This window comes from Bordetella sp. (genome assembly GCF_057362025.1).
On sequence record NZ_JBMQQZ010000092.1, the window covers coordinates 34,412 to 53,058 of the forward strand.

An 18,647-nucleotide genomic window follows, 5' to 3' on the forward strand; every position below is an offset into this window, starting at 1 on the left:
CCATAGCTGGATCGTCCGCGGCGGACGGCTTCAGGCCCAATGCGTGGACGAGCGCGTCGTCACCACCAGCGGATCGTGCATCAATATCGTGGCGAACTGGTGAACCAGCTCGGCCTGCGCCGGCACGCGCTTCATGACAAGGTGCAGCTCGCGAAACGCCCAATGATCGAGCAGGCTTACCGCGCCGACGCGCCCATCGCGCAAGGCAGGTTCCGCCACGCTCATCGGCACCAGGGCCACGCCCACGCCGGCCGACACCAAATGCATCACCGCCGCGAAGTCATGCGCATACACGCGCGCCTTCACCGGCTTGCCGATTTCGGCCGCACGCTCCAACAGGAATTGCGTATTGCTGCTGGCGATGTCGCGGCAAACGAAATCGTTGTCCAGGATATCCTTCAGGCTCGCCCGCGAACGCTGCACCAGCGGATGGGCCGGCGGCGTGACGCATACCAGCCTATCCATGGCATAGAGCTCGCATACCAGGTCCGGGTCGTCGACCTGCCCCGCGAATACGCCGATATCGGCTTCGCCTTCGCGGATATAGCCTGCGATGTCTTCGCTCGCCATCTCCTGGATCTCGACATCGACGCGCGAATTGGCCGCGAGGAATCGCGCCACGCTGGGGATGATGAAACCATGCAGGGCGCTGCTATTGGCCAGCAGCCTTACCTTGCCGTGCAACTCCTGGGCATGCGTGCCCACTTCTTCGTGCATGGCATGCAGGTCCGTGAACAGCACGTCCACATGTTTTGCCATGGCCTCGCCGGCCGGCGTCAGGGTCATTCCGCGCGGGCCCCGCACGAACAAAGGGCAGCCCGCGGTGTATTCGAGGCTTTTCAAGCGATAGCTGGCCAATGACGCCGTCATATTCAGCGTCGCCGCGCCCGCTGCCAGATTGCGGGCCTTGGCCACGGCCTTGAAGAGGCGCAGGTCCTTCAGGTCATAGGCGTAGGGCATCGGTTTCTCCTAACACCGCCCGGAAAGGCGGTCGGTCCCGGTTTGTGGCATTCCCCTAGCGAGCCAGCTGGCTGGCGGGATGCCCCTGTTTGGCTTGCCCCAGAACTGTATTGCACCACCCCGGCTCTTTGCACGCCCCGGGGGCCGTCTCGGGTACCCCCCTTATGGGCGATACGCACCAAGTCAAGGCACATACGCACCATCAGCGTGCCTTTCAGCACCAAGGCCGCTTCGACATGGTGCCGCCCCTCCGGCTGCACCGCCCACGAGGACCGCGCGCCGCGGACCGGTCGATGACGGCCACGCCGCGTTCGCCAACGGCAGAGATCCGGTACCCGCGATCACAAATTGGCACAGGTTTTGCTTTTGGGAAGGATGCCCCTGCGTCATCGCTCCGATGCGCACGTGGCCGCTGCACGAAGCCTTGCCATGCATTCCCGCCGGCACCAGCCGGCTCATCGTTAAGGATCCCGACAACATGAACCGCAGACACGTACTCAAACAATTGACGGCCGCCAGTGTGATGGCAATGACGGGATGGCTGCCGGAGGCCCTGGCCGCCGAAGACACCATCAAGGTCGGCATCCTCCATTCGCTGTCCGGCACGATGGCGATTTCGGAGACCTCGCTGAAAGACGTCGCCCTGATGACGATCGAAGAGATCAACGCGGCCGGCGGCGTCATGGGCAAGAAGCTCGAGCCCGTCGTGGTCGACCCCGCCTCGAACTGGCCGCTCTTCGCCGAAAAGGCGCGCCAGCTGCTGTCGCAGGAAAAAGTCGCCGTGGTGTTCGGCTGCTGGACTTCCGTATCGCGCAAGTCCGTCCTGCCGGTCTTCAAGGAGCTGAACGGCCTGCTGTTCTATCCCGTCCAGTACGAAGGCGAAGAGCTCGAACACAATGTTTTCTACACCGGCGCGGCGCCCAACCAGCAGGCCATTCCCGCGGTGGAATACCTGATGAGCGAAGACGGCGGCGGCGCCAAGCGCTTCGTGCTGCTCGGTACCGACTACGTGTATCCGCGCACCACCAACAAGATCCTGCGTGCCTTCCTGCATTCCAAGGGCGTCAAGGACGACGATATCCAGGAGGTCTACACGCCCTTCGGCCACTCGGACTACCAGACCATCGTTGCCAATATCAAGAAGTTCGCCACCGGTGGCAAGACCGCGGTGATCTCCACGATCAACGGCGATTCGAACGTGCCTTTCTATAAGGAATTGGGCAATGCGGGGCTGAAGGCGACCGACGTACCGGTGGTGGCGTTCTCGGTCGGCGAAGAGGAACTGCGCGGCGTCGATACCAAGCCGCTGGTCGGCCACCTGGCCGCCTGGAACTACTTCGAATCCATCAAGAATCCCGTCAACGCCGAGTTCATCAAGAAGTGGAAGGCCTACGCCAAGGCGAAGAACCTGCCCAATGCCGATACGGTCGTCACCAACGACCCGATGGAAGCCACCTACATCGGCATCCATATGTGGAAGCAGGCCGTCGAACAGGCCAAGACCACCAATGTGGATAAGGTCATCGCGGCCGTGGGCGGCCAGAAGTTCAACGCGCCGGACGGCTACACCATCGAGATGGACAAGACCAACCATCACCTGCACAAGCCCGTGTACATCGGCGAGATCCGCGCCGACGGCCAGTTCAACGTGGTCTGGAAAAGCAAGGGACCGATCCGCGCGCAACCGTGGAGCCCCTACATCCCCGGCAACGAAGGCAAGCAAAACCTGTAAGGAAGGAACCGCATCGCCATGCGCATCGCGCTCATCGCAACCATTCTTCGCCGCCTGCTGGCCGCATGCCTGCTGGCCATGCCCATGGCGGCGGCGCTGGGCGCGGGGCTCGATGCCTCGCTGCTCGCGCCGCTGGCCGGCGACGACACCGACGCCAAGCTTCAGGCGATCCGCCAACTGGGCCAGTCCACCGACCCCGCCGCCGCCGATGTCCTGGCGGCGATGGGCTCGGACCGGCTCTACGCCACCACCGACGGCCGCGTGCTGATCGACACCGGCAAGAGCGCGCTCGACCCGGCCACCGGCCAGAGCCAGCCCATGCCGGCGGATGCGGGCTCCGTCATGATCAATAACCGCCTGCGCCGCGCGATCGAGGGGGCGCTGGCGGAATCGCGCCTGCACGCCGCCGACCCCGCGCAGCGCCTGGCTGCCGCCCAGCGCCTGCAGCAAACGTCGCAGGCCGCCGTCCTGCCGCTGATCGTGGCAGCGCTGGACAAAGAAAAGGACCCGCAGGTGCGCAGCGCGCTGGAAATCGCGCAGGCAAATCTCGAATTGAAAAGTCCGGACGCCAACGTGCGCCGCCATGCCGTCGAGATCCTGGGACGCAGCCTGAACACCGGTTTCATTCCGGTCCTGACCGCGATGACCGGACGCGACGCGCAGGGCAACTACGCAGAACCGGACGCCGGCGTGCGCGACGCGGCCGCGGCCGCCCTGCGCGCCATCGACCGCCACCTTGCCGCCATCGAATGGGCCGGCAATCTTTTCTACGGCATCAGCCTGGGCAGCGTGCTGTTGCTGGCCGCGCTGGGCCTGGCCATTACCTTCGGCCTGATGGGCGTGATCAACATGGCCCACGGCGAACTGCTGATGATCGGCGCCTACGCCACGTTTGCCGTGCAGGGCGCCTTCCGCGCCTGGGCGCCCGCCTGGATGGACTGGTACGTGATCGCCGCCCTGCCCGTCGCCTTTGTCGTGACGGCGTTGGTGGGCATGGCGCTGGAACGCACCGTCATCCGCTGGCTATATGGCCGCCCCCTGGAAACGCTGCTGGCGACCTGGGGCATCAGCCTGATCCTGATGCAGCTGGTGCGTTCGCTGTTCGGCGCCCAGAACGTCGAGGTCAGCAATCCCGGCTGGATGAGCGGCGGCGTCACCGTCATGGGCGGACTGGTGCTGACTTACAACCGCCTGGTGATTGTCGTGTTCTCGCTGCTGGTTCTCTTCTTCGTGTGGCTGCTGCTGAACCACACCCGGCTGGGCCTGTTCGTGCGCGCCATCACGCAGAACCGCCGCATGGCCGACTGCGTTGGCGTGCCCACCGGCCGCATCGATATGCTGGCCTTCGGCCTGGGCTCGGGTATTGCCGGATTGGCGGGCGTCGCCCTGTCCCAGCTGGGCAATGTGGGACCCGACCTGGGCCGCGGCTACATCGTCGATTCCTTCATGGTCGTCGTGCTGGGCGGCGTCGGCCAGCTCGCCGGCACCGTCATCGCCGCCCTGGGCCTGGGCGGACTCAACAAGATCATGGAGCCCTACGCGGGCGCCGTACTGGCCAAGATCGCCATCCTGGTACTGATCGTGCTGTTCGTGCAAAAACGCCCGCAGGGCCTGTTCGCCCCGCGCGGCCGGAGCGTCGAATGAAGATGTCGCCTTCCATGGACCTGGCCGCGATGGCGCGGCCGCCCCTGTATTCCCGGCGCGCCTGGCTGGCCCTGGCGTTGGCCGCGCTGATCCTGGCCCTGCCGCCTTTGCTGAACCTGGCCTTTCCGCCGGGCAGCCCGCTGCACATGTCTTCCTACATGGTGGCGCTGCTGGGCAAGTTCATGTGCTATGCGCTGGCGGCCCTGGCCCTGGACCTGGTCTGGGGCTACGCGGGCATCCTGTCGCTGGGCCACGGCCTGTTCTTTGCGCTGGGCGGCTATGCGCACGGCATGTACCTGATGCGCGCCATCGGCCACGACGGCGTATACAAGAGCGACCTGCCCGACTTCATGGTGTTCCTGAACTGGAAGTCCTATCCCTGGTATTGGTCCTTCACCGAGCATTTCTGGTATGCGGCGCTGCTGGTGGTGCTGGTACCCGGCGTGTTGGCCTTCGTGTTCGGCTACTTCGCCTTCCGTTCCCGCATCAAGGGGGTGTACTTCTCCATCATTACCCAGGCCCTGACCTTCGCGGCGATGCTGCTGTTCTTCCGCAACGACACCGGCTTCGGCGGCAATAACGGCTTTACGGATTTCAAGCGCATCCTTGGCTTCGACATTACCTCGGCCGGCACGCGCGCGGGCCTGTACTGGATCACGCTGCTGGTCCTGGCCGGTTGCCTGGTGGTGGCGCGCGCCGTCACGCAATCCAAGCTGGGCCGGGTATTGACCGCCGTGCGCGACTCGGAAAACCGCCTGCGCTTCCTGGGCTACGAACCGCTGGGATTCAAGCTTTTCGTGTGGACGCTGTCGGCCGTCATGTGCGGCATCGCGGGCGCGCTCTATGTGCCGCAGGTCGGCATCATCAACCCGGGCGAAATGTCCACCGAGAATTCCATCGAGATGGTCATCTGGGTCGCCACCGGCGGGCGCGGCACGCTGATCGGCCCCATCCTGGGCGCCGGCGTGGTCAACGGCTTGAAGACCTGGTTCACCAGCGTGTTTCCCGAGTTCTGGCTGTACGCGCTGGGCCTGATCTTCGTGCTGGTGACGCTGTTCCTGCCGCAGGGCATCGTCGGCCTGGTGCGGCGACTGGCGGCGGCCCGCGGCACGAAGCGCGCGAACCCCGCGGACGAGGCGCCCGGCGGCGACAGGAGGGTTACCGAATGAACGCTGCAACACCGGATCGCGGCCTCGGGGCCGGCGCCGCCACGATGGACAACGATGGCGCCGGCGGCACCGCCAGCTACGGCCGCGTCAATCCCAAAGAGGTCGATACCGCCCACGGCGCCATCCTTTACCTGGACGGCATCACCGTCAGCTTCGACGGCTTCAAGGCGTTGAACAACCTGACGCTGGACATCAGCGTGGGCGAGCTGCGTTGCATCATCGGTCCCAACGGGGCAGGCAAGACCACGATGATGGACGTGATCACCGGCAAGACGCGCCCGACTTCGGGTTCCGCTTACTTCGGCCAGAACATCGACCTGACGACCTTGAACGAGGCGCAGATCGCGCATGCCGGCATCGGCCGCAAGTTCCAGCGGCCCACGGTGTTCGAGAACCATACCGTGTTCGAGAACCTGGAACTGGCGATGAAGACCGACAAGCGCGTACGGCCCACGCTGTTCGCCCGCCTGGACAGCGCGCAAGCCGACCGCATCGCCGAAACGCTGGCCCTGATCCGGCTGTCGGCGCAGGCATACCGGCCCGCCGGGCTGCTGTCGCATGGCCAGAAGCAATGGCTGGAGATCGGCATGCTGCTGATGCAGGAGCCGCGTTTGCTGCTGCTGGACGAGCCGGTGGCAGGCATGACCGACGCGGAGACGGAACGCACCGGCGAACTGCTGAACGAACTGCGCGGCCACCATTCGCTGATGGTGGTGGAGCACGATATGGATTTCGTCACCCGCATCGCCGGCGGCGGCAAGGTCACCGTGCTGCATGAAGGCTCGGTGCTGGCCGAAGGCACCATGGCGGACGTGCAGTCCGATCCACGCGTCATCGAAGTCTATCTGGGCCGCTAGAGATGAAACCCACCCTGAAGAGGCCCACCCCCGAAGCGCTGCGCGCTTCCCCCTCGAGGGGGCGACGCCAGAGGACCGGAAGAAAGGCCCCCCCCCAAGCGCTGCGCGCTTCCCCCTCAAGGGGGCGACGCCGGCGGACCGGCAAAGCCGGCTCCGCGGCGTCTCCGATCTGGCTACATCCGTTTGATGCGTGGGGGCGCGCTCGCGGGATCATGGAAAACTGACATGCTCGATGTACAAGCCATCAACCAATACTACGGCGGCAGCCACACGCTGCGCGGCGTCTCGCTGGACGTGAAGCAGGGCGAATGCCTGGCCCTGCTGGGACGCAACGGCGTGGGCAAGACCACGCTGCTGAAATGCCTGATGGGCGTGCTGCCGCTGGCCAGCGGCAAGGTGCTGTTCGACGGCCAGGATATCTCGCGGATGCCGCCGCACCGGCGCGCGGCGATGGGCATGGCCTACGTGCCGCAGGGACGCGATATCTTCGCCCGTTTGACCGTGGAGGAAAACATCGTGATGGGCATGGCGGCGTTTCCGGGATCGAAGGCGCGGCGCATCAAGGACGAAATCTACGAACTATTCCCCGTCCTGAAGACCATGCTGGCGCGCCGCGGCGGCGACCTGTCCGGCGGCCAGCAACAGCAGCTGGCGATCGCCCGCGCGCTGGTGGCCGAACCGCGCCTGATCATTTTCGACGAGCCGACCGAAGGCATCCAGCCTTCGATCATCAAGGACATCGGCCGCGTCATCCGCCTGCTGCGCGAACGCGGCAATATCGGCATCCTGCTCTGCGAACAGTACTTCGACTTCGCCCATGAACTGGCGGACCGCTTCGTCGTCATGTCGCGCGGCGAAGTCGTGGCCCGCGGCGAACAGGCGGCCATGGGCGACGCGGAAGTGCGGCGGCACCTGTCGGTCTAGGACCGCCCGCGGCTTCGCAGCCCGGATGCGCCGTCTGCTTACCAGCTCACGCCCAGGCCGGTCCCGTAGGTCGATTCGGTCATGCTTTGGCGCGTGCCGCTGACCTGGTCGCGCGCGTACTTCACGTACAGGGACAGCGTCTTGTTGATGTTGTAGCGCAGCCCGACCTCGCCGTTCATCCCGAACCCGGCGGCCCCCAGGGCCCGATATACCTCGCCCATCGTGTACACCTGGAACTGCTTGCCGCTCAGGTAGCGCGAATAGTTCCATCGCAGGCCGGCCGCGTAAAAACCCTCGTGGCCGCCGTCGCTGTAGCCGTATTCCATGCGTCCCGCCAGGGCGGACAGCGAGAACGCCCCCAGTTCGTCGTCCCAGAACTGATAGCCCGGGCCGGTGCCGTAGGCAGTCTGTCGGCTGACGTCTTCGACGAAGTCGCGCTTGTAGCGCAGACGTCCCTGCCAGAACGCCTTGGCGCTGAGGAAACGGTCCAGCGTGTAGTCGCCGCCGTAGTTGTCGGCGCCGATGTCGTCGCCGTCCTTGCTGCGGTGGTAGCCGGCGGTCAGGATGTTGCGCCACAGGCCCCGCCGCGCATCCACGGAAAAGTCGGCCGCATAGTCCTGGGAATTCACGGAGGCCGTCTTCTGGTTCACGGAAAGGTCCAGCTTGCCCTTGACCGCCGTCTCGCCCCAAAGGGGTTTGGGCACGGTCATGCTGTCCAGCGAGGATAAGGACACGCCGGTCTTCACATCGCTTTCGCCATCGGGGCTGCGCTCCACGCCGTCGACAACGACCTTGCCGGTATCGGCGCGCACCAGCTTGGCGTAATAGTCGTGCTGCACCGCCTTGTCGCGGATGACCAGCGCTTTGTCGCTCTGCAGGGTCTTTACGTGTTTGAACTGCAGGCGCACATCGCCGCCGTAAGGCGTATTCACCAGCAGGATGCCGTTGTCCAGGGACAGTATCTCGCCCGTTATGCGGTCGCCGTTGTCCATCCAGACCGTGCCCGCCTGGGCGCAGGCCGCGAACAGGGCCAACCATGAGAGCAGGAAAAATCGGCAAATACGGCGATGCGCCGCCGTGCAAGCGTGTTTCGGCATGGGCGTGAAGGAAGGAGTTGACCAGGAGCGGCGAGCCGCGCGCCGGCTTCGCCATCGACCGAGTCCTCATCCTAGAGATTTCACGCGATTGGATGTAACGATAGGCTGAGCAGGTAAGCGGGCGTAGCGCGACGGACGAGTATCCCCAGGCGCCGCCGGCGGGACCTGATGCGTCTTGTAGCGACACCGCCGCCACGCCAAGGGGCCCGCATCCTCCCCGCCCGGGCCGCCCGAAAGCGGGCATTTTGGTTTCATGTATAATCTCGTTCCTGCTGACGACCGCGGCCTGGTGCCGCGGTAAAAATTTGGCTCAGGCAAATCTTGCTAATGCCATCGTCATGCGGCGACGCGGGAATAGCTCAGTTGGTAGAGCGCAACCTTGCCAAGGTTGAGGTCGCGAGTTCGAGACTCGTTTCCCGCTCCAGAATTTCCTCGACAGGGTTCCGGTAATGTCCATGGAAGCCTGCAAGGCGTTGCTTGAAGGGGCGGAATCGCAAGATTCGCCCCTTTCTTCATTTCGCTGACGTCTCCTGAATCCCCCGCCGGCCACACTTTTCGGTCCACGCTTCCGTCCGGAAATTGGATGGCCCGGATTCCGCATCCGACCTCCCGATTGCCATTCCATCCACCGCGCATCTGCAAGCCTGCTATGCAAGGATTGCGGTGCGCCCGCGGAGAACAGTGTCTAGACTGCTCCGATTCAGCAATCGACGGAGACTCTCACCAATGGACGCAACAGCCCCCGCCACCTCCGCCCCCACCTTCACCGCCGCTCAGGTTCTGGTCGATGCCTTACTCCTGCACGGCGTCGATCGCGTTTTCTGTGTACCGGGCGAGAGCTATCTGGCCGTGCTGGATGCCTTGTACGACGCCCGCGAGGCCATAGACCTGGTGGTGACCAAACACGAGGGCGGAGCATCCAACATGGCCGAGGCCGACGGCAAGATGACCGGCCGTCCAGGCGTATGCATGGTGACGCGAGGACCCGGCGCCACGCACGCCAGTAACGGTGTGCACACCGCGCAGCAGGATTCGACCCCCATGCTGCTGTTCATCGGCCAGATCGCGCGCCACCAAGTGGGCCGGGATGTTTTCCAGGAGGTGGACTACCAGGCCATGTTCGGCAAGATTGCCAAATGGACGGTGGAAGTCACGGACGCCTCGCGCATGGCCGAGATCGTGGCGCGGGCCTTCCATACTGCGGTAACGGGCCGCCCCGGCCCGGTGGTAATTTCGCTGCCGGAAGACATGCTGACCGAATTGACCGACAAGGCAGCCTTTCGCGCCGCGACGCTGCCGCTTGCCTCGCCGCCGGCCGATGCCTTGCAGCAGGTGGCGCAGGCGCTATCCGGCGCCCGGCGCCCCATCGTGGTTGCAGGCGGTGGCGGATGGGACGCCGACGCATCGGCGGCGCTCGCCAGTTTCGCCCAGGCCTGGAATCTTCCGGTGGCTTGCAGCTTCCGCCGGCAGGACGCATTCGACAATCGGCTACCGCAGTATGTGGGCCATATGGGCCTGGGCGCGAGCCCGGCGCTCAAGCAGATGATATTGGACGCGGACGTGATCCTTGCCCTTGGCGCCCGGCTGACCGATACGGCCACCGGCGACTACACCCTCATCGAGGCGCCGGTGCCGAAGCAACGCCTGCTGCACGTGTACCCGGAGGCTGCCGAGATCGGCCGCGTATTCCGTCCGGAGGTGGGCATTGCCGCCCCCGTGGCCGCCGCCGCCCCGGCTTTGGCCGCAATGCCTGCGCCGGCCCAGCGAGCCTGGGATGGCTGGACGGCCAGCGGCCGGGCCGCGCAGCAGGCCTTTATCCAGCCGCCTGCCCGCGCCGCCGAGGCCTCGGGCGTGGACATGGCCGCCGTCATAAGGTATTTGGATGGCACCCTGCGCGACGACGCCATTCTTACCAATGGCGCAGGCAATTACACCGTGTGGCTGCACCGTTTCCGCCAGTACCGTGAATCGCGCACCGAACTGGCGCCGGTCTGCGGCGCGATGGGCTATGGCCTGCCCGCGGCGGTGGCCGCTTCACTGCGCTATCGCGACCGCGAGGTGGTTTGCTTCGCGGGCGATGGCTGCTTTCTGATGTACCCGCAGGAGCTGGCCACCGCCGCCGAGCATGGCGGGCGGTTTGTGACTATCGTTGTGAATAACGGCATGTACGGCACGATCCGCATGCACCAGGAGAATCATTTCCCGGGCCGCGTGAGCGGCACCCGACTGCGGGGGCCGGACTATGTGGGCTTGGCCCGCGCCTTTGGCGGCTATGCCGAGCGCGTTGAGCGCACCGAGGACTTCGCCGCCGCTTTTACCCGCGCGCGCGCGCACGAGGGGCTGGCCTTGCTGGAGCTGATGACCGACCCGAAGCAACTAACGCCGGCTCAACGGCTGGATTGAAGCCACCAGAGCCCATCGGCCCGCCGACTTGGGTAGCCACATATTCGACGCCGGGCCACCGGCCCTTTTTCACCAGATCCGCCACCGTGGCGCGCAGCACGTCCGTTACCTGCGCAAGCCCGGTGGTCGGCGTGCGGTTGCGAGCAGTGGCCAGGGCGATGCTGCGCAACGCGCCCTTGCCCGCCAATGGCGCGGCCTGCAACCGACCTTGGCCTACTTCGTCATGCACGGCGGCCAGGGGCAGTAGCGTGCAACCGAATCCGGCCTGCACCAGGCGGAGCGTGTTGAGATTGGAGCCATCGCACTCCATGACCACGTTCAAGCGCAGGCCCGCCTGGCGCGCCCAATCCTCCGCCAAGGCGCGCAGCCCGTGGGCAGTGCTGGGCAGGATGAGCGGCAGTCCCGCGAACGCCTCCACGGGCAGGGGGGAAGCGGGCATGGTGTGCCCCGCCGGCATGACGCAGTACAGCGGCTCTTGCAATAAAAGGTCGTAGTCGACAATCTGGCTTCGGCTGGGCACATAGAACATAGCGACGTCTATTTGACCGCCTTGCAGCCAATTCATGATTTCGTGGCCAAAACCTTCGCGCAGTTGTAGCTGGATGCGTGGAAACCGTGCGCGCAGCGCCCGGGCCAATGGAACGAAACACATGTGCGCGATAGTGGGCATCACCGCCAAAACGATACGTGCAGGCCCGGCGCCACCCAGATCGGCGGCGATATCTTGTGCGCGCCGCAGCGCTTCGCCCAATTGGTGCGCTTCCTTCAGCAATACCGCGCCGGCGTCCGTCAGCGCCATGCCGCGGCCGCTTCGATGGAATAGGCGTATGCCCACCTCATCCTCCAGGCGCCCAATGTGGCGAGTGAGCGTGGAAGGCTCCATGCCCAACTCGCCTGCGGCGCGAGAGATGCTGCCGCTCTGGGCTACGGCCGCGAAGTACTGAAGCGTGTTGGCGTCTACCATGGCAGGATTGCTTAGAAGGCGGTTCGAGGCTGCGAGCGGGCTGCGGTTTATGGCGCGGCAAGGCGCCGCGCCGCATTACGGATATGCGCCAGGACAGCCTCTTGCGCCGCTTGCGGTTGCTGTGCGGCAATGGCTCGGTAGATGGCCGCATGTTCTTCCTGCGCCTGGTTCGACAGGCTGGGCCGGCTTGCGCTATTGGCCCGGGCGGTGGCGATCGCCACGCTATAGAACTGGCGCAGATAAGCCATGAAGGCGCGGTAGTGATCGTTGCCCGTGGCTTCGGCAATGGTCTGGTGAAAGGCAAGGTCGGCTTCGTTGCCGCTGGTGCCGCTTTGTATGGCTTGCCCCATCTGGGCCAGGTAGTCCGCCAGGCGCGCCAGCTGTGCCGGCGTGCGCCGCTCCGCCGCCAGCGCGGCAGCCATGCCCTCTACGCCCAACCGCAATTCGGCCAGTTGGGCGATGCCGTTCTGCGAGCTGGCCAGCGACGCGTCGAATCGGAACGGCGTGCGCAATGATTGCCGCAATACGAACGAGCCGCGGCCCTGCTGGGCATCGATCACGCCATCGGCACGAAGGCGCGCCACCGCCTCACGCAGCATGGTACGGCTGACCTTGTAATGCACGCAGAGCTCAGCCTCTGGGGGCAAGCGGCTACCCACGGGCCATATCCCCTGGGCAATGTCGTTCGAAATCGCCTGGCACAGGCGGTCGGGCCCGGAGAGCGCAGGCCCTGCGGACCGCCCTTCGGGAAGGTATTTCTCAATGGCCGGTGAGCTGGGCATATGTCATTGTGCCAAAAATATTTGTATGATGTTATCAATTTCCGCACACAAGGGGAATATCCGCATGTCCTTGACCACCTGTACCTCCGCCGGCCGCGCCGCCACGCTGCTGCCGGAACTCCGCGCCCTTCTCGGCGAGGCCGGGATGCTGACTGAACCGGCCGACTGCGCGCCTTTTTGTACCGATTGGCGCGGTCTTTACACCGGCCGTACGCCGGCGGTGCTGCGTCCCGCCGACACCGGGCAGGTGGCCGCCGTGGTGCGCCTATGCCATGCCCATGGCGTGGCCGTGGTGCCGCAGGGAGGCAACACGAGCATGGTGGGCGGCGCCGCGCCATCCGAACAGGCTGACCAGTTCGTACTGACCCTGGGCCGCATGAACCGCGTGCGCAGCGTGGACACCGTGGACATGACCATGGATGTGGATGCGGGCGTCACCCTGGCCGCGGTGCAGCAGGCGGCCACGGATGCGGGCGCGCTGTTTCCCCTTTCCATCGGCTCCGAAGGCACCGCGCAGATCGGCGGCGTGCTTTCCACCAACGCCGGCGGCAATAACACCGTGCGCTATGGCAACGCGCGCGACCAGGTCCTTGGCCTGGAAGTCGTCATGGCCGACGGCACCGTCTGGAATGGCATGCGACGCCTGCGCAAGGACAATACCGGTTATTGCCTGCGCCATTTGTTCATGGGCAGCGAGGGAACGCTGGGCATCATTACCGGCGCCGTGCTGAAACTCGCGCCACGTCCCCAGGTATATGAAGTGGCTTTCTGCGCCCTGCCTTCGGTGGAGGCCGTCATCGAGCTGTTTCAGCGTTTCCAGCGCCACGATGCCTCCGCGGTGCAAGCCTTCGAATATATGTCCGCCCCTGGACTGGAGTTGGTGCTGCAGCGCATTCCCGGCACGGCGCGCCCGCTCGGCACGGCCCAAAGCGCCTACAGGCACTATGTGCTGATCGATCTGGGCACGTCGCGGCCTGGCGCCGATCTGCGTGGAGAAGCCGAACGATTGCTGGAGCAGGCCATGGAAGACGGCGTGGTGGAGGACGCCGTACTGTCGCAGAACGTGGCACAGAGCCGCGCCCTTTGGAAGCTGCGCGAGGAACACTCCGAATCGCAGCGGCTGGCCGGCGCCTCGGTGAAGAACGATGTATCGGTGCCGGTATCCCGCATCCCCGCCTTCATTGCGCGCGCCACCGAGGTGTGCGAGGCGCTGGTTCCAGGCGTGCGCGCCATGCCGTTTGGCCATATCGGCGACGGCAATATCCATTTCAACCTGGTACAACCCGAGGGGGCAGACCGGGCCGCTTTCCTGGCGCAGGCCGATGCTCTCATGCACGCAGTGGACGACGTCGTGGAATCGCTGGGGGGCAGCTTCTCCGCCGAACATGGCATCGGTCGCCTCAAAACGGGGCTGATGGAACAACGCCGCGGCGGCGCCGAGCTGGAGGCCATGCGGCGGATCAAGCACGCACTGGACCCGCTCGGCCTGCTGAATCCGGGGAAAATCCTGGCTAAGAACTGAGCCGCGATCGATGGGGGCCTCGGATATGCTCGCGCGGCACGTATAAGAGGAGACCCTTCTTGGACATAAACAAGCTTGAGCTATTCCTGCGGATTTGCGATCTTGGCAGCCTGAGCAAGGCGGCAGTAGCCATGCAATTGCCGCCTTCGGTGATCAGCAGGCAACTGGCCACGCTGGAGCGCGAGTGGAATGGAGCGCTTTTTTTCCGTACTGGCCGGGGCATGGCCCCAACCGAATTGGGCCTGAGGCTGCTTCCGCGCATCAAGGCGACAGTGAGTGCCTATCACCAATTGCAAAAAGAGGTCCTCGAACAAGACGGCATGCTGCGCGGCGAAGTCCGAATCGGCCTGGTGCCCTCCATTGCGCAAGCGGCGGCTGCCAGCATTTACCGCGAGATCAAAAAAAAGCACCCCGGCATTACGCTGCACATCATGGAGGGGGTTAGCGCGCAGCTGGACTATTGGCGCATGCGCGGCGAAGTCGATCTCACGGTGTTGTTCAGGTCCATCCGAGCCAACCTTCATGGCGAGGATCGTCTTCTGGAGGTCGAGACCTATCTTGTCGGCCCAGGCGATGATGCGCTGACTTCGTCGGCAAGTGTCGATTTTCAAGCGCTGGCGGGCCTCCCCTTGGTGCTGGCGGCAAGACCCAACGGGCTCAGGGAAGACGTGGAGGCCGAGGCCAGGAACCAGGGTATCCCCTTGAATATCGTGGTGGAAACCAGTTCGTTGACGGTCCAGTGCGAACTTGCGGAGCAAGGCGACGCCTATACGATCATGACCGGTCAAGCCGCAGCACGCTGCATCGGCCCGCGATTGCACGCCTCGCGCATCGTTTCGCCCACGATACATCGGTGCATTGCGCTGGGCATGCGCTCGGATATACCTATCAGCGCCGCGGTTAAATTCGCCGCCAGCACCACGCGCAACGTGGTCAAACAGGCGTACTGACCGGATGCTCCGCCAGGGCATGAGGGCGGCGCAAACAAGAAGCTCGTGTTTGGGATTTCGCAAAACCGCAAAGCTGAATTCCGGCGACGAGACTGGCTGGGCTGATTTTTCATAATTAGACTTTCCCCGAATGTCCAATAACAGGGAAAGTGTGATGTCGAATGTCAACGTGCAACCGGTCGGATTCGCTCTGGGAGCGAAGGTCGCCGGGGTTGATCTGTCCAAGGCGTTATCGCAAGCGGATCTCGAGGCCATCAAAGCGGCCTGGATCAAGCATCAGGTGCTGGTGTTCCCGGGTCAAACGATGGATCCGAAATCCCTGATTGAATTCACCAGGCATTTCGGTGAACTGGACAACTACGAAACCCAGCCATTCAATCGCCATCCGGAGCATGACGAGGTCATGCTGCTGTCCAACAAGCCCATAAAGGGCAAGATTCCGGCAGGCGCCAACAATGGCCAGAACTGGCACACGGATCTTTCCTATACCGTAAGGCCCGCCAAGGCGACGCTGGTTTACTGCGTCGAAAAGCCGTCGGTGGGTGGCGACACGATGTTCGCCAATATGTACATGGCCTACGAGACGCTCTCGCCCAAACTGCGGGAGTTCCTGGATGGAATCGAGGCGGTGAATGATGTGAGCCTGATCTCGAGTCGCCGCGATCCTGCGATCATGGAGGCATTCAAGCGGCTCAATCCCCCTGTGGTGCATCCGGCTGTGCGCGTGCACCCCGAGTCCCAGCGCAGGGCGCTGTATGTTAACGATCGTGTCCGCACTTTTGTCGGCCTGACGGAAGCCGAAAGCAAGCCCATCATCCAGTTTCTTTGCGCCCATTCGGCGCAGCCCCGCTTCGTCTATCGCCATCAATGGAGCGTGGGTGACCTGGTGATGTGGGACAACCGATGCCTCACGCATTTGGCTGTTGGAGATTACGACCCGGGCGAATACCGCCACATGATCCGCACGTCGACGATGGGCGACTATGTGGGGCGGTATGAGAATCCCGAAGCGGCGGTCAGCAAGCCGGAGGGGGCTTCTGACGAAATGTTGAAGCAGTTGTCTACCTTGCAAGATTAGGCGTCTTGCACTTGGTTCAGAAATTACCGGATCTGGGACTTATGAAAATAACTACACGTAGAGACATGTTGAAGGCGGTCCTTTCCATCGGGCTGACGGCTGGCGCTTCGGCTTTTGCAAGGGCAGGCGAGCCACCGATCAAGATCGTCGTGGGATTCCCGCCGGGCGGCACGACAGATGTCGTGGCCCGCTTGCTTGCGGCCGAAATGAGCAAACAGCTTGGGCGCAACGTGATTGTCGAAAATCGGCCCGGCGCAAGCGGAAATATCGGCACCCAGACCGTGGCGAAAAGCCCGACGGATGGCAACACGCTGCTGCTGGTGCCCAGCAGCCATGCAACCAATGCCAGCCTTTACAAGGACCTGCCCTTTGACACCCAGCGCGACTTTGCGGCGATCGGCATGGTCGCATCGACGCCTTACGTTCTGGTCGTGCATCCTGACCTACCCGCAAAGAACATTGCGGAATTTATATCCATGCTTAAGGCCAAACCCGGCCAATATATGTATGCGACGGCAAGCCCCGGAACCGGTCAGCACTTGGCGGCCGAGCTGTTCAAGAGCATGGCCTCGGTCGACATGGCCCAGGTACCCTACAAAGGCAGCTCGGCGGCATTCCCGGATCTGGTCGCGGGGCGTACCCCGATCATGTTCGACAACGTGGCTTTGATGGTGCCGCACATCAAGGCGGGAACCCTGCGTCCATTGGGTATCACGAGTACGACCCGTTCACCCTTGTTGCCCGATGTGCCTTCCATATCGGAAACCTTGCCCGGGTATGAGGTTCTGGGGTGGTTCGCACTGCTGGGGCCAGCCGGGATGAAACCGGAGACCGTCAAGACGCTCAACGATGGTCTGAACGCGGCTATCGCCACTGCGGACTTCAAGAAAGCCATATCTGACCTGGGTGGCGAGGTCATGCGCGGCACGCCGGCGAGCGCCGACGATTACATCCGCAAAGAGATTTCGCGCTGGGCTGATGTGATCCATAAGGCCCACATCTCGCTCAACTGAGTCCCAGCCTTCATCGCGCCAGTCGTGGTTGCGGCACGGCCGGGGCGGCGGCGCTCCGGTGGCGCCTCCGCCCCGGCCTATGGTTTTCCCCAGAAATTATTGCTATGTGAGAAAACCCCGGAATCCCGTTTGACCGTCTTTTCAGCACGCGCCTAGGATGCATTCACAGCAGGCGAACGGCTGACGGTCATCCAGGCATGCACATGCGGACAAGCCAGCCTCCCTCCCAAACTATCCAAGTCCCGGAGCCGGCACATGGCGGAAGCGCTTCTGATCGACCAGGTCACGGATGTGACGCATGGCATGTACCAACCTTACGGCTGGCATCACTGGCCGGCTTTCCCCTGGATGAGCTATCAATTCCGCCGCGCCCTGGGCGAGACCCAGGAGGGCGGCGGCGCGGTGTCCGAATGCTTCCTCGCCGCCAGCCGCATGATTCCCGGGGACCGGGAAAGCTGGCACCGGGAATGGAAGCGGATCGCGGATTTCAACCAGGCCCGCGGCGACGAGGCGGCCCGCAAGGGGCACATCCGCACCGCGATGAACTGCTGGCTGCGCGCGGCCAACTACTATCGCCACACCGAATTCTGGCTCGACTACTCTGACCCGCGCCGGCTCGCCGCCTTCACCGACATGGAGGAATGCTCGCGCAAGTTCATCGAGAACCTCAACCCCGCCGGCGAGGTACTGCAGATTCCCTACGAAAACGGCAAGCCGCTGTACGCCTATTTCGTGCGCGCGCCGTTCGACAACGGCAGGCAGCCCGTCCTGATCTGCATGGGCGGATTGGACTCGATCAAGGACGAGATGTGGTTCATGCAGGCGCACGGCGCCCTGCAGCGGGGCATTTCCGTTCTTATGATCGACGGCCCCGGCCAGGGCGGCACGCTGCGCCGCCACAAGATCCCCACCCGGCCGGACTACGAAGTACCGATCGGCAAGTGCATCGACTACCTGCTGACACGCCAGGATATCGACCCCGCCCGGATCGCCGTCTGCGGCTCCTCCCTGGGCGGGTACTACGCCGCGCGCGCCGGTAGCTACGAACCGCGCCTGGCCGCGGCGATCTCGCACGGCGCGATCTGGTCGATATCGGAACTGTGGGCCAACGCCGGGGAAGATCATGGCCTTGCCGATCACATCAAGACTGTGTTCGGTGCCGGCTCGATGAAGGAGGCGCTGGAAAAAGCCCGCCCATTCACGCTCGAAGGCCATCTCGATCACATGCGGTGCCCCTATCTGATCGTGCACGGCGGCCACGACGTCCTGGGTGTGGCCTCGGCGCGCAAGGTCGCCGATTACGCGCAGTCCAAGGGTGTCGATGTGACGCTGCGCTTCGTGACGGAAGATGAGACCGGCGCGGACCACTGCCAGCACGACAACCCGACTATCGGGCAGGAACTGATGATCGACTGGCTCGCCGACGTTTTCGGCATCGACGAGCGCGAGCTTCGCAAGACCGGGATGAATCCACTGATCTAAGGGCGCCGACGTGAAGCCCGTCATCGGGCGCACGACAATCGATCGGCTCACCACGGCGCGGACACCGCGC

Annotated in this window: 15 protein-coding genes and 1 tRNA gene; 12 read left to right on the forward strand and 4 right to left on the reverse strand. The window is 64.1% G+C overall.

The window, feature by feature from the left end:
* Positions 1 to 30: 30 nt before the first annotated feature.
* Positions 31 to 960, reverse strand: a complete 930-nt coding sequence (locus ACO1P8_RS20350) for a LysR family transcriptional regulator (RefSeq protein ID WP_486297686.1) — start codon at positions 958 to 960, stop codon at positions 31 to 33.
* A 478-nt stretch (positions 961 to 1,438) separates the two neighbouring features.
* Here ACO1P8_RS20350 and urtA point away from each other — a divergent pair, with 478 nt between their 5' ends.
* The 5 genes from urtA (at position 1,439) to urtE (ending at position 7,286) form a co-directional block, all read left to right on the forward strand.
* On the forward strand, positions 1,439 to 2,692 hold the full coding sequence (gene urtA, locus ACO1P8_RS20355; RefSeq protein ID WP_486297687.1) for an urea ABC transporter substrate-binding protein: 1,254 nt from the start codon (positions 1,439 to 1,441) through the stop codon (positions 2,690 to 2,692).
* A gap of 18 nt (positions 2,693 to 2,710) precedes the next feature.
* Positions 2,711 to 4,336: an urea ABC transporter permease subunit UrtB gene (urtB, locus tag ACO1P8_RS20360; protein ID WP_486297688.1), complete on the forward strand. Its 1,626-nt coding sequence runs from the start codon at positions 2,711 to 2,713 to the stop codon at positions 4,334 to 4,336.
* 2 nt (positions 4,337 to 4,338) lie between these two features.
* Positions 4,339 to 5,505, forward strand: a complete 1,167-nt coding sequence (gene urtC / locus ACO1P8_RS20365; RefSeq protein ID WP_486297727.1) for an urea ABC transporter permease subunit UrtC — start codon at positions 4,339 to 4,341, stop codon at positions 5,503 to 5,505.
* A gap of 44 nt (positions 5,506 to 5,549) precedes the next feature.
* Positions 5,550 to 6,362, forward strand: a complete 813-nt coding sequence (urtD, locus tag ACO1P8_RS20370; RefSeq protein ID WP_486297728.1) for an urea ABC transporter ATP-binding protein UrtD — start codon at positions 5,550 to 5,552, stop codon at positions 6,360 to 6,362.
* A 225-nt stretch (positions 6,363 to 6,587) separates the two neighbouring features.
* Positions 6,588 to 7,286, forward strand: a complete 699-nt coding sequence (gene urtE / locus ACO1P8_RS20375; protein ID WP_094840476.1) for an urea ABC transporter ATP-binding subunit UrtE — start codon at positions 6,588 to 6,590, stop codon at positions 7,284 to 7,286.
* A 38-nt stretch (positions 7,287 to 7,324) separates the two neighbouring features.
* Here the strand turns inward: urtE and ACO1P8_RS20380 are convergent, their stop codons facing one another.
* Positions 7,325 to 8,383: a DUF481 domain-containing protein gene (locus tag ACO1P8_RS20380; protein WP_486297689.1), complete on the reverse strand. Its 1,059-nt coding sequence runs from the start codon at positions 8,381 to 8,383 to the stop codon at positions 7,325 to 7,327.
* Between the two features lie 348 nt (positions 8,384 to 8,731).
* On the opposite strand from ACO1P8_RS20380, the gene ACO1P8_RS20385 reads away from it, so the two are divergent.
* Both ACO1P8_RS20385 and ACO1P8_RS20390 read left to right on the forward strand, forming a co-directional pair.
* Positions 8,732 to 8,807, forward strand: a tRNA-Gly gene (locus ACO1P8_RS20385).
* A gap of 302 nt (positions 8,808 to 9,109) precedes the next feature.
* On the forward strand, positions 9,110 to 10,786 hold the full coding sequence (locus tag ACO1P8_RS20390) for a thiamine pyrophosphate-dependent enzyme (protein WP_486297729.1): 1,677 nt from the start codon (positions 9,110 to 9,112) through the stop codon (positions 10,784 to 10,786).
* On the opposite strand, the gene ACO1P8_RS20395 is transcribed toward ACO1P8_RS20390, so the two are convergent.
* Together ACO1P8_RS20395 and ACO1P8_RS20400 are read right to left on the reverse strand one after the other, a co-directional pair.
* Positions 10,698 to 11,750: a LysR family transcriptional regulator gene (locus ACO1P8_RS20395; RefSeq protein WP_486297690.1), complete on the reverse strand. Its 1,053-nt coding sequence runs from the start codon at positions 11,748 to 11,750 to the stop codon at positions 10,698 to 10,700. The genes ACO1P8_RS20390 and ACO1P8_RS20395 overlap by 89 nt on opposite strands.
* Positions 11,751 to 11,797: 47 nt before the next feature.
* The gene (locus ACO1P8_RS20400) at positions 11,798 to 12,532 is read right to left on the reverse strand and encodes a FadR/GntR family transcriptional regulator (RefSeq protein WP_486297691.1); all 735 of its coding nucleotides are present in this window, start codon (positions 12,530 to 12,532) and stop codon (positions 11,798 to 11,800) included.
* Between the two features lie 64 nt (positions 12,533 to 12,596).
* On the opposite strand from ACO1P8_RS20400, the gene ACO1P8_RS20405 reads away from it, so the two are divergent.
* The 5 genes from ACO1P8_RS20405 to ACO1P8_RS20425 all read left to right on the forward strand — a co-directional run bounded on the left by ACO1P8_RS20405 (position 12,597) and on the right by ACO1P8_RS20425 (position 18,577).
* Complete coding sequence (locus ACO1P8_RS20405; RefSeq protein WP_486297692.1) at positions 12,597 to 14,054, forward strand: FAD-binding oxidoreductase; 1,458 nt, start codon at positions 12,597 to 12,599, stop codon at positions 14,052 to 14,054.
* 59 nt (positions 14,055 to 14,113) lie between these two features.
* A complete protein-coding gene (locus ACO1P8_RS20410) occupies positions 14,114 to 15,004 on the forward strand; it encodes a LysR family transcriptional regulator (RefSeq protein ID WP_486297693.1) in 891 nt (296 codons plus the stop codon).
* 154 nt (positions 15,005 to 15,158) lie between these two features.
* Entirely contained in the window at positions 15,159 to 16,082 is a 924-nt protein-coding gene (locus ACO1P8_RS20415) for a TauD/TfdA dioxygenase family protein (protein WP_486297694.1), read from the forward strand.
* Positions 16,083 to 16,123: 41 nt separating this feature from the next.
* Positions 16,124 to 17,095, forward strand: coding sequence for a tripartite tricarboxylate transporter substrate binding protein (locus tag ACO1P8_RS20420; RefSeq protein WP_486297695.1), 972 nt, complete (start codon positions 16,124 to 16,126; stop codon positions 17,093 to 17,095).
* Positions 17,096 to 17,350: 255 nt separating this feature from the next.
* The gene (locus ACO1P8_RS20425; RefSeq protein ID WP_486297696.1) at positions 17,351 to 18,577 is read left to right on the forward strand and encodes an alpha/beta hydrolase family protein; all 1,227 of its coding nucleotides are present in this window, start codon (positions 17,351 to 17,353) and stop codon (positions 18,575 to 18,577) included.
* Positions 18,578 to 18,647: the final 70 nt, after the last annotated feature.